General features: G+C 65.7%; 10 protein-coding genes. 3 read left to right on the top strand and 7 right to left on the bottom strand.

Annotated features, from left to right (window positions below; all coding sequences use genetic code 11):
• Window positions 1-124: 124 nt before the first annotated feature.
• From ACFQXB_RS15620 to ACFQXB_RS15605, 4 genes are all read right to left on the bottom strand, one after another.
• On the bottom strand, window positions 125-1,987 hold the full coding sequence (locus ACFQXB_RS15620) for a glycosyltransferase (RefSeq protein WP_377405693.1): 1,863 nt from the start codon (window positions 1,985-1,987) through the stop codon (window positions 125-127).
• Complete coding sequence (locus ACFQXB_RS15615; RefSeq protein ID WP_377405691.1) at window positions 1,962-3,635, bottom strand: hypothetical protein; 1,674 nt, start codon at window positions 3,633-3,635, stop codon at window positions 1,962-1,964. The genes ACFQXB_RS15620 and ACFQXB_RS15615 overlap by 26 nt, the downstream gene beginning before the upstream one ends.
• Window positions 3,632-4,846, bottom strand: a complete 1,215-nt coding sequence (locus ACFQXB_RS15610) for an NAD-dependent epimerase/dehydratase family protein (protein ID WP_377405689.1) — start codon at window positions 4,844-4,846, stop codon at window positions 3,632-3,634. The genes ACFQXB_RS15615 and ACFQXB_RS15610 overlap by 4 nt, the downstream gene beginning before the upstream one ends.
• 314 nt (window positions 4,847-5,160) lie before the next feature.
• The gene (locus ACFQXB_RS15605; RefSeq protein ID WP_377405687.1) at window positions 5,161-5,454 is read right to left on the bottom strand and encodes a hypothetical protein; all 294 of its coding nucleotides are present in this window, start codon (window positions 5,452-5,454) and stop codon (window positions 5,161-5,163) included.
• 164 nt (window positions 5,455-5,618) lie between these two features.
• On the opposite strand from ACFQXB_RS15605, the gene ACFQXB_RS15600 reads away from it, so the two are divergent.
• Together ACFQXB_RS15600 and ACFQXB_RS15595 are read left to right on the top strand one after the other, a co-directional pair.
• A complete protein-coding gene (locus tag ACFQXB_RS15600) occupies window positions 5,619-6,155 on the top strand; it encodes a TetR/AcrR family transcriptional regulator (protein WP_377405685.1) in 537 nt (178 codons plus the stop codon).
• A complete protein-coding gene (locus tag ACFQXB_RS15595) occupies window positions 6,152-7,318 on the top strand; it encodes an MFS transporter (protein WP_377405683.1) in 1,167 nt (388 codons plus the stop codon). Before ACFQXB_RS15600 ends, ACFQXB_RS15595 begins: the two co-directional genes overlap by 4 nt.
• 22 nt (window positions 7,319-7,340) lie before the next feature.
• On the opposite strand, the gene ACFQXB_RS15590 is transcribed toward ACFQXB_RS15595, so the two are convergent.
• Together ACFQXB_RS15590 and ACFQXB_RS15585 are read right to left on the bottom strand one after the other, a co-directional pair.
• A complete protein-coding gene (locus ACFQXB_RS15590; RefSeq protein ID WP_377405681.1) occupies window positions 7,341-7,592 on the bottom strand; it encodes a hypothetical protein in 252 nt (83 codons plus the stop codon).
• 513 nt (window positions 7,593-8,105) lie between these two features.
• Window positions 8,106-9,764, bottom strand: a complete 1,659-nt coding sequence (locus ACFQXB_RS15585; protein ID WP_377405679.1) for a BCCT family transporter — start codon at window positions 9,762-9,764, stop codon at window positions 8,106-8,108.
• Window positions 9,765-10,180: 416 nt separating this feature from the next.
• On the opposite strand from ACFQXB_RS15585, the gene ACFQXB_RS15580 reads away from it, so the two are divergent.
• Window positions 10,181-10,486, top strand: coding sequence for an Atu4866 domain-containing protein (locus ACFQXB_RS15580; protein WP_377405710.1), 306 nt, complete (start codon window positions 10,181-10,183; stop codon window positions 10,484-10,486).
• Here ACFQXB_RS15580 and ACFQXB_RS15575 read toward each other — a convergent pair.
• Window positions 10,428-10,598: a hypothetical protein gene (locus ACFQXB_RS15575; protein ID WP_377405677.1), complete on the bottom strand. Its 171-nt coding sequence runs from the start codon at window positions 10,596-10,598 to the stop codon at window positions 10,428-10,430. The two genes, ACFQXB_RS15580 and ACFQXB_RS15575, sit on opposite strands and share 59 nt — an antisense overlap.
• Window positions 10,599-10,906: the final 308 nt, after the last annotated feature.

Genomic DNA, 10,906 nt, shown 5'->3' with positions numbered 1-10,906 from the left:
CCCGCGTCGCAGATCACAAAATGCCCCATATTGACGAACTGATGCCCTGGAACTGGACACCTCAATAAGTCAACGCCAGTCAGACCGGACGGATACGTCCTTGCCCTGCCTTGGAACACAATTTTCACCGGAGGCGCCTTGACGGCGCCCCTGCCGGCCCAGCAGGGAGGCGCGTTCCGGCCTTGCCGTTCTGCGGGTCGGCGAAGGCAATGCTCAGCATGGCCTCCAGCGTCAGATAGGCGCGCAGGATCCGGAAAAGCGTGTATTCCGGCAGGGCCAGAAGGGCCCTGGGCCTGCCGTTCGCCAGCGCCGCGAAGCCCGCCATCAGCGTGGGCGCGCCGATCAGCACCGCAAGGGCCGCCTGCACCGTCAGGCTTCCCTCGGGGTCGAAGGCGAAGACGAGATACAGAAGGCCGAAGATCGCCAGCGGCAGCATCATCGCGCGCCGGGCCGAGTTGATCAGCATGAAGGGCAGCACGATCTTGCCACGCACCGAGAAGCGCCGGCCGTCCAGATAATCCATGTTGCGGGCGCTGACGTGGTAGATCGACCGGAACCAGCGCATCCGCTGTTCGCGCAGGTGGCGGTAGGTCAGGGGCACCTCGGAGATATAGACGACCGACGGGTCGCCCACGGTGCGGAACCCCGACTCTCCGATCCGCACCGCAACATCGGTGTCTTCTCCGTTCATGCCGGTCACGAAGCCGCCGACAGTGCGCACGCAGTCGGTCCGGTAGGCCGCAAACATGCCGGGGATGCCGACGATGCAATCGGCTGCCCCATATCCCACCTGATAGAACCCGTGCTTCAGCAGCACCTCAAGCTCGCGCGCCCGGTCGAACGGGCCGCCGCCCGGGGGCAATGGCATGCCTCCGACCGTTCCGACGCCTTCGCGCGAAAAGTGCCGCATGGCGCGCCAGAGCGTGTCGGGCCGCACCTGGGTGTCGGCATCGATGCGCACCACATAGTCCGTCGCCGTCTCCTCGATGCCGCGATTGAGCGCGATGGCCTTGCCCGGCACCGGCACGTCAACAATCCGGCCCGTGACATGGGCCGCCTGGGCAAAGGCCGCGCGTGCCACCCCGGCGGTGTCGTCTTCCGAACAGTTGTCAAGCACCAGCACGGTGACGGGGCTGCCATAGACCCCGGCCGCCGCGTCCAGGGCGGCGATGGTTCTGGTGATGATATGGGCCTCGTTATGGGCCGGAATGATGACGGTGACCGGCGGCGCGAAGCGCTGCTTGCGCCGCAGGATCGCCTGAACGATGCCATCCACATAAAGGACAAGGGACAGCATCGGCAGGAACAGGAACACGCCGGGGCCTGTGCCCCCCAGCAAGGCGATCTGCCGCAGATCCGAAACGAGAACGGGATCAAGACGGCCTACCATGACCGATCCCAGGATGGCCAGAAGGATGGCAAGGGTCAGCCGCACGAAGGCGAAGACCTTGAAGCGATGGCTGAAGGGGGCATGCGCCCGGGGAGGCATGCTGCCATGCGCCAGAAGCCTGACCGAGAAGATGAGAAAGCCGAAAAGCCCCGAGATGATCTGCACCACATGCAGCGAATAGATCCAGCCGAAGCGATCATGCAGGATGACGTTGAGAACGTCGAAGGCGCAGCACAGGATGACGAAATAGGCGATCATGTCGAACAGGAACTTCAGCTTCCGCATCGATGAGGTTGCAACCACGGCCGCAAAGGCGATGTAGAACGACAGGATGAAGGTCCGCAGCGGGATCGAATGCGTGCCCGTATAGGGCGAAAAGACGAAATCCCGCTGCGGAAAGGTCTGCGCCAGAAGCGGGATCTCGTTGAGCATGAACAGCAGGATCGTGCTGACAAGCGTGAACACCAGCAGCACCATCGGTGCGGCCGTGCGCGGCAGATCCCGTGTCAGCCGCGCGGGCGCGCTGTCCACCGACCAGTAGCGGTTGACAGCCTGGGCGGGGGGGGCGCGCTCAGGGAGGGGGGGTTCGCGCGACAAGGAAGGCGATATCCGTTGCATGCATCCGCGCGAGCAGCCCCTGCGCCGCGTCGGCTTCCAGCGGTGTCAGTTCCAGCGGGTTGACGAGCGATCCGCCGGTGTCGGTAATCAGCAGCATCTGCCCGGGCTGCGGTCGCGCGGCCCTCTCGCTCAGCACCGCGGCCAGCCTGGCCTTGTCAACGAGAGTGATTGTGATTTCGGCGTCCTGCGGCGCAACAAGGGTTTGGGCATTCGTGGGCAGGAACTTGCCCAGCATGGCCGCTGCCCGCGTTGCCTGAACGACATCGACCGGGCCGTGATTGCCCGGTGAAACCGTCACTTCGGCAAGCTGGCGCACGAGGGCACCCCATCCATCCCTCGGCTGTGACCCCGCTGCGGTGAAGTGGCTTTCCGGCAGAAGCTGCGCCAGCGCATCGGGGCCAACACGGCAGATGCTGGTGTTCGGCGAGGTGTCCACCAGTTCGACAAGCAGCGTGTTCGACAGGCCCTGCTTGTCGGTCGGCAAGACGACCGACATCCGGATGTCGGGATTGCTGCCGGGAAGCCGCGCCGTTTCCAGAAGGTTCCCGTTCAGCGAAACGCGCACCACCCAGTCAAGATCGTCGGCCAGAACGCTGGTGCGCAGCGCAAGGTCAAAGCGGGTGGGCATGCGCCCCTGCGGCAGGTCGGCGATCCGGTAGGGGATGTGCCACCGGCGCGAACCGCGAAAGTTGCGCACCGTCGTTTCGGGGGTCAGATGGCCAACGGAAACCGGCCAGTCGGCCAGCGCGTCCAGTGTCGAAAGCTCGGCCCGATGGAAGCTGATCGCCTGCGCGATACCGTCGTTGCCATGAAGGGCAACGGTCGCGTTCTGGCCCCGGCCAACGGGCTCATGGCCGTCTTCCACGATCTCGATCGAGGGGCCGGAATGGGTGTCATCCACAAGCGCCACCTCGACGCCCGCGCGCCGCATGCGCTGCATCGCCCAGACCGCGATGGCCTGCGCGGCAAGATCCGTACCCAGGCGAAGGTTCAGCGGCTCGGGCATCGTCACAAGGTCGGTTTCGGGATGAACCGCTTCGCGGATCGAGCGCAGCAGAAGTGCGCTTTCGGGCAGGAGGGCTATCGCGCTGCCCCAGTTCGCGGAATCCGCGGGGCAGATCTGGCCGCTGTTCGTCGTGCCGCGCGCCGAAAGCTGCACCAGCGCGTGGTTCCCCAGAAGGTCGGCCGGCTCAAGAGGGATCCGGATATTATAGGCGCGGCTGCCCGTGTTGAGCACGATCTCGCGACGCCTTGTCCCGTTCACGGCGATGCTGAGCAGCCCGTCGCCTCCCTCTGCAAGCTGGGCCTCGAACCTCAGGTCCAGATCGCCGCCGATGAACCCGCCCATCGCTGGAATGGGAAAGCGCAGTTCCATCTGGTCCGGAAAGCCGGTCAACCCCATCCAGCTGTTGGGCTTGGGTCGGGGCAATCGCAGTTCGGCCACGGCCATCTCCGGCGCGCCCCCCTGCCCCATGCCGGAAAGCGTCCGTCCAAGCGCCGCCTTGGCATGGGCGATGAAGGCGCTGACCCCCGCCCTGAAGCCGCTGTCGCGCGAATAGATCATCGCAAAGCCGACCACGAAGAAGACCAGCGCGCCCACGCCGATCAGTCGGATCAGATCCTTCATCGCCCCTCGGCCCCGGCACCCTCGCCCCGCAGAACGCCCGGACGGTTCTGCCGTGTCCAGAGCGCGCGCGCCGGCACCACGGCGGGATCGAAACGGTCTCGGAAACGCTCGACGATTTCCGTCGTCTCGTTCAGAAGCGCGTTCTTCAGAAGGATCGGCTGCCAGCCCATGCTGCGAAAGGTCCGGTTCGACGCCTGAAGGCTGTTGCAGGGCGCCTCGTTACGCGGGTTGTCCACCTCGGCGATCGCGGTTCCCGTAACGCCCGCGACCAGCTCCGCGATGTCGCGGACGCTGCGCGTCTCGGCAAGCTGATTGATGATCCTCACCCGGTCGCCCCGGCGGGGCGGGCTTTGCACGGCCAGTTCGATGCAGCGCACGGTATCCTCGATGTTGATGAAGGCGCGGGTCTGGCCACCCGTGCCGTGAACGGTCAGCGGATGCCCGTTCACCCCCTGAACCAGGAACCGGTTCAGCACCGTCCCGAAATCGCCATCGTAATCGAACCGGTTGATCAGCGCGTCATCCAGCCGGGTCTCGCGCGTCTGTGTGCCCCAGACGATCCCCTGATGAAGATCGGTGATGCGCAGCCCGTCATTGCGCGCATAGAACTGGAACAGGATCTGATCCAGCGATTTGGTCATGTGATACACGCTGCCGGGCGCGGTGGGATAAAGGATCGATCGCGCGAAGGTGGCGCCTTCGTCATTCCGCACCGTCACGTCAAGATAACCCTCGGGGATCTCGAGCCCGTCGCCGTCATAACCATAGACACCCATCGTTCCCAGATGCACGAGATGGGCATCAAGATCCAGCTCCACGAGGGCGACAAGCAGATTGTGCGTCCCGTTGACATTGTTGTCCACGGTATAGCGCTTCTGGCCCGGGCCGCGCATCGAATAGGGGGCTGCACGCTGTTCGGCGAAATGGACCACGCAGTCGGGGCGCAGGCGGGCAAGAAGCGCCCGCAGGCTGTGGTAATCTTCGGCAATGTCGATCGGGGCAATCTCCAGCGGGGCATGGCCCAAGCGGTTCCAGGCCGCGACCCTCTCGTCCAGAGACCGGATCGGCGACAGGCTTTGCGCCCCCAGTTCCTGATCGATGCGGCGCCGCGAAAGGTTGTCGACGATCGTGATCTCATGGCCCGCGCGGGCAAGCCGAAGGGCCGTCGGCCATCCACAAAACCCGTCCCCACCCAAGACAAGCACTCTCATCGTAATCTCCGCAGACGCAATCAATACCGTTCTCTTGATCCGCTCCAGTAACACATCTTTGGCCGATACCCTATTCCAGGAACGCGCGCGGGGCGAGAAACCGCAGATTGAACACGCGCCGATCTGCCATGAAAGCCGCAGCGCCCCTGTCGCGGGGGTCTCATTACGCGGCCGGGCCGATCCGGCGGCCGCCTCCAACTGCCGGCAAGCAGCCCCGTCCTGCTTCCCGCCGGCCCGATGGTCGGCCCCGCCGCGCGGTCCCTTGCGGATTGGAAGAGCGCGCATCGTTGAGCCCGCCCGGTCATGACGAAGGGTCACAGGTCCGCGCTGGGATCCACCCGGCCCGACCAGCCGATCTGGCTTGCCGTGAACTCGCCTGTAGTCTGGTGGGTGCGGAGCGCTGCAAACTCCTTCGCGATGAAGCGGATGAACGCGGCGCTCTGGTTGGCGGCGTGTGACGATCCAGCCGCCTTGCTGCCAAAGGCGCAGGAGGCCTTCCGGATGCTGGCCGAGGGACTTCTCGCGAAACATGCGCAGCAGCTCTTGAGGAAGAGACGGTTGCCGAACTTTGATGAGCTTTGGCGGACTGAAGCGCCGGCGAAGATCACTACCGGCATCCGTGGCGAGATTTCGCTGCCACGCGGATCAGCGTCCGGTCACAGCAGGCTGGACTGCATCGCGACCGGGATCACCGGTTCGCGGGGTATCGTTCCGAACAGGCATCAGCCGCCGCAATCTTGCACATGTAAAGCGAACGCTTTACATGTGCTCCATGAGCAAGCGCGACGAGATCATCACTGGTGCCATGCAGACCTTCGAGCAACATGGCTTCCGCGGCATCGGGGTGGATGCGGTGCTGCTGCCTTCCGGCGCGTCCACGCGCACGCTCTACAAACATTTCGGATCACGCGACGGCCTGGTCCTGGCGGTCGTCCAGCAGCGGCACCAGGCCTTCATGGCGCGGCTGCGCGCCGAGCCGGAGAGCGGCGTCGCGGGGCTCTTCGAGGCGCTCGCCGTATGGCTGGCCGAGTTCGGTGCGCGCGGCTGCATGCTGCTGCGCGCCCATGGCGAATATGCCGGCGACAGCGCAGAGATCGCCGAGGCGGTGCGCGCGCAGAAGACCGAGTTCCTCGGCGAGATCGGCCGCCGGGTCGAGCTTGAGCTGGGCCGCCGGGACGAGGCGCTGTCGCTGCAGATCTGGCTGCTCTTCGAGGGCGCGACCGCCGCCGCCAGTGTCGCCGGCATGGATGTCGTGCAGGCCGCAGGTGAGGCCGCCGAGGCGCTTCTGGCCGATGCGAGGCGCAGGTGAGCCGCCGCAGCCCGGCCGGGCTGGTGGCGGCGGGCTTTGCCCTCACCGCACTGGTTTACGGTCTTGCGCGCTTTGCCTACGGGCTGCTTCTGCCGCAGATCAGGGCCGAGCTGTCGTTGAGCACCGTGGCCGCGGGTTGGATCGGCAGCGCGGCCTTCGCCGCCTATTGCATCGGCATCCTCGCCGCGTTCCTGGCCGTGCCGCGATGGGGGCCGCGCGTCGTCGCCGCTCTGGCGGGGCTCTGCGCGACTGCCGGGCTGGCGCTGGCGGGGCTTGCAGGCTCGGCGCTGGCCCTTGGAGGGGCCATCGCGCTGGCAGGCATCAGCACGGGCCTCGCCTCGCCGCCGCTGGCCGCTGCGGTGAGCCGCCATGTAACGGACGCGAGCCGGCCGCGCGCGAACGGCGCCATCAACGCAGGGACGGCGGCCGGAATCATCCTATCCGGCCTTGCCGCACTGGCCTTTGCCGCCGCCTGGCGCGAGCTTTACCTCGGCTTCGCAGGCATCGGTGCGGCGGTCACCCTGTGGCTGTGGCGGGCAATCCCGGCCGAGGCTGACGAAGGCGGGTTCCCGGGCGGACTTCGGCTGCGCCGGCATGGGCTGGTTCCGCTCGGTCTCGCCGCGCTGGCGATGGGCGGCGCCAGCACGGCCATCTGGACCTTCGGCGCCGACATCCTGCGAGAAGAGCTGGGATATGCCGACGACCGCATCGCGCTGGCCTGGATCGTCCTGGGCGCGGCCGGCCTGGCCGGGCTGGTTACAGGTGTCGCGACTGACCGGTTCGGGCTTGCTTATGTTCACCGCCTGTCGCTGGCGCTGATGGCAGTCGCGGTGATCTGCCTTGCAGCGGGCGGTGCGGCTGCCGCCCTGCCCTATCTCGCCATGGGGTTGTTCGGGGCAGGCTACATCATTTCGTCGGGCACGCTTCTGCTGTGGGGAATCACGCTGTTCCCAGATCGCGCCGATCTGGGCCTCGGGCTGCCGTTCCTGATGATTGCGGCGGGGCAGACGGCGGGGGCGCCGGCTTTCGGCGCGTTGCTTGACAAAGCAGGCGCGCCGGTAGCCCTTGCCGCTGCAGCGCTGGTGATGGCGGGCGCCGCCTTGCCAGCGCCGAAGTGCCGCGGCATCGCCCCTGCAACGGCGAATCCCGCTTGCGTCTCCTGAGGCCAACATTGCCGTGGGAGGATCAGGCGCTGTCCGGCTGGCGTTCCAGCTTCTCCGCCGCCTCGCGCAGCGCCATCTGAAGGGCGGCGGCGAGCCTCGATATGGCCGGATCGGGATCCTCTGCCGCTGCCGCGAAGTCGTCCGCGATCCTGCGCAGACCGTCCGGCGTGCCGCCGAGGCCGAAGTAAAGTCCCAGCATCATGTGGACAGCCATATCCGCCAAATGATCGACCTCGGCCTGTAGTTCGGCAAGACGGATGTCGGTATCGCTCATTGTCCCTCTCCGGCGCTCACGAGGTTCGAGCAGCCTGATGTCTGAAGCTTCTCACCAAGCTTACCTGCGCCAGGCATCTCATGCAGGGTCCCTGCGTCTTGCAAGGCCACGGCAAGATCCTAGGCGAAAACCGTCGCGGGGAAAATCTGGCCGTTGCAGGTCGCATGGATCCCATTGCGGCAAAGCACGTATCCGTCAGCTGCCTTGTCCCGGGGCGCCCGAGGCGCTTGCATCGCCGATGCAGCGCCAAAGCTCCCGGGTGACTGTCTTCTCTGTGAGATCATTGTCCGCGAACGCAGTTCGTCGATCTCGCTGCGGCGCTTGAACGGCCGTTGCAGCAAAGCTGCCCTTCGGCAGGGCCAATTGTCGGGCGACGATCCACACCGAATCGAGGATTCGGGTTTCCCGGGCTGATGAGCCAGCAGCCTCGGGCCTGGAGGCAGGGAAAACCCTGTCACGGCAGTCTTGACCGGTTTCCGGCGCTCCGAAGACGCAGCGCCGGAACGGCGCGGATCAGCGCGGCTCGTTCATCAGCCCGCGCACGACGGCGTAGCAGGCGCCCAGAAGCACGAAGGTGAAGGGCAGCCCCGTTGACACCGCCATGGCCTGCAAGGCGGCCAGCCCCCCGCCCAGCAGCAGTGCGATGGCGACCGCGCCCTCGAAGCTGGCCCAGAACACGCGCTGAATGACCGGCGCATTGGTCTTGCCGCCGGACGCGATGGTGTCGATCACCAACGAGCCGGAGTCCGAGGACGTGATGAAGAACACCACCACCAGGACAATCCCGATGAAGGAAGAGATGGCGGTCAACGGCAGTTGCGTCAGCATCTGGAACAGCTGCAGTTCCAGCGCGGCATCCTGCACCGCGGTGTAGCCGTCATTGACGACCTGCTCGATGGCAGTGCCGCCCATCGCCGTCATCCACAGGACCGACAGAATTGTCGGCACGATCAGGACGGTAATCAGGAATTCGCGCACCGTGCGCCCGCGGCTGACGCGGGCGATGAACATGCCCACGAATGGCGACCAGCTGATCCACCAGGCCCAGTAGAATGCCGTCCATCCGCCCGCGAAATTTGTGTCTTCGCGGCCGAAGGGCATCGAAAGCGACGGCAGGTGCCTGCCATAGGCCAGCAGATTGTCGAAGAAGCCGGTGGCGACAGCCACGGTCGGCCCGGCCACGATCACGAACAGCAGCAGCAGTGCCGCCAGGCCCATGTTGACCTCGGACAGCATCTTCACCCCGCCTTCAAGCCCGCGGATGATCGAAACGATCGCCACCAGCGTGATCAGGATGATCAGCAGGATCAGCATTGTGTTGCCGGTGCTCAGTCCGAACAGGAAGTGCAGCCCTGCCACCGCCTGCTGCGCCCCAATCCCGAGCGAGGTCGCCAGCCCGAAGACCGTGGCAAGCACCGCCAGAATGTCGATGACATGGCCCGGCCAGCCCCAGACCCGTTCGCCGAAAATCGGGTAGAAGGCCGAGCGCAGCGTCAGCGGCAGCCCCTTGTTGTAGCTGAAAAGGGCCAGCGCCAGGGCGACCACGGCATAGATCGCCCAGGGGTGCAGGCCCCAGTGGAAGATCGTCGCCGCCATGCCCAGCCGCCGCGCCTCGACCGCGTCACCTTCGGCCCCATCCAGCGGCGCCCAGTCGGTGCGCACACCGCCGTCCCCAAACGCGACGCCGTCATAGGCGGCCGAGTAGTGCGACAATGGCTCCGAGACACCATAGAACATCAGCCCGATGCCCATCCCGGCCGCGAACAGCATCGAGAACCAGCCGACATAGCCGAAATCGGGGGTCGCCTCCGGCCCTCCGAGCCGGATTCTGCCCAGCGGCGAGATGATCAGCCCCAGGCACACCAGCACGAAGATATTGCCTGACAGCAGGAAGAACCAGCCAAGATTGCCGGTCAGCCAGTCGCGCAGGCCCACGAACAGCGGCTCGACGTCGTTCTGGAAGGCCAGCGTCAGGAAAGTGAACAGCATGATGGCGATGGCAGAAACCGTGAACACCACCTTGTGGATGTCGAGATCCACCGCGACGGACCCGCTGAAGTTGTCCTGACCGATGTCGTAGCTGGTCTCGATGATCTCGGTTTCACCTTCCGGCTCGGGAATCGACTCCACCTCTGGTGTGTCGGCCTTTGATTCCGGCGCATCCTCGCTCATATGGCGTCCCTCTTGTTGGCGCTGGCCATAGGTCCATGCCCATGGCGTTTCAAAAACGTTCCTGTAGCGCGTCGATGCATGGCGCCGGGAAACAGCACTCAACCCGGCAACGACAGCAGCCATGATACCGCCCGGCGTGACGTGCGCGCCCAAATGACCATCCGGATGGATGGCCAGACGGCTCCGCTACCCGTCCCTGACGCATCGCCTCCGAACAGCCGCAACGCGCGCCCCGGGCGGGGCTGCATTAAGCACGTTTCGGCACGAAACGCAAACCGAGGCATCCGACCGTGGTCTCGCCAGATGCCCAGAGGCTGGTTGTCGAGGTGGCCGGTTGTCCGGATCGGGGATCCGCGGCTGCGGCTGACGGCTTGCGCTGGCGGCTATGACGAAGCGATCGGAAACCGTGAAAGCGCCTGTGCCGGTATGAGGTTCGCGACCGGCACATCGACTACTGGGACGACACCGGTTCTGCCGCCGATGGTGAGTGGATCGATGGCATCCTCCACCATGCCGGCATGATCCTCTCCCGCAAGGAACAGGAGCGGCACGAGCGCCTCATCGCCCACGAGGCGCCGCCGTCGTCCGAGGCAAGGCGTGCAGGTAGGCGCGGCACAGGGCGTGCAGGTTTCGACGCAGCGCGTCCGTCTCCTCCGCCGAAGGTCACCTTTCAAAGGCGTTGCGCATCGTGCCGAAGATCACCGAGGTCAGCGTCAGATTGATTGCCGCGGCATCGGCAAGCGAGATATCGGGCGCGGGAGCCAGCATTGAGGTTTTCGCCGCATCCACCCGGGCCGCGTAACCTTGCAGGGACGGCAGTTCTCGGTGGACCATTCCCGTGCCTCGGCACGGGGTAAAGGGAAAAGGATCCCTGCTGCTGAAGGCTGCCTCTGATTGCTACTGCTCACCAGACAGCACGACAGCCGATAGACGCCGACGCCCGCAGCCTCTGCGGAAAAGCCAGGGTGAGACGCACGCGCGCCACCCGGATCTCGGCTTGGTCCGCCGCCTGTGTCCAGCCCGAGATGGTCGTGGAAAGATCCTCTTCGGTGGCAGATGCGCCCGATCCGCCCCCGGGGTTGCCGACTGCACACTGGGGCTGGCCCAGCCCGTCGAACCCTCTGGCAGCAGTCAGAAGATAG

Source organism: Halodurantibacterium daqingense (assembly GCF_042666235.1).
Lineage (GTDB): Bacteria > Pseudomonadota > Alphaproteobacteria > Rhodobacterales > Rhodobacteraceae > Halodurantibacterium > Halodurantibacterium daqingensis.
Note: the sequence above shows the minus strand (reverse complement) of the source record. Positions and strands in the feature narration are given on the sequence as shown.

Bases quoted from the DNA above. Each gene is read 5' to 3' on its own strand.
- ACFQXB_RS15600 (WP_377405685.1), top strand. From the start codon at position 5,619: ATGAGCAAGCGCGACGAGATCATCACTGGTGCCATGCAGACCTTCGAG.
- ACFQXB_RS15585 (WP_377405679.1), bottom strand. From the start codon at position 9,764: ATGAGCGAGGATGCGCCGGAATCAAAGGCCGACACACCAGAGGTGGAG.
- ACFQXB_RS15610 (WP_377405689.1), bottom strand. From the start codon at position 4,846: ATGAGAGTGCTTGTCTTGGGTGGGGACGGGTTTTGTGGATGGCCGACG.
- ACFQXB_RS15615 (WP_377405691.1), bottom strand. From the start codon at position 3,635: ATGAAGGATCTGATCCGACTGATCGGCGTGGGCGCGCTGGTCTTCTTC.
- ACFQXB_RS15590 (WP_377405681.1), bottom strand. From the start codon at position 7,592: ATGAGCGATACCGACATCCGTCTTGCCGAACTACAGGCCGAGGTCGAT.
- ACFQXB_RS15575 (WP_377405677.1), bottom strand. From the start codon at position 10,598: ATGGTCCACCGAGAACTGCCGTCCCTGCAAGGTTACGCGGCCCGGGTG.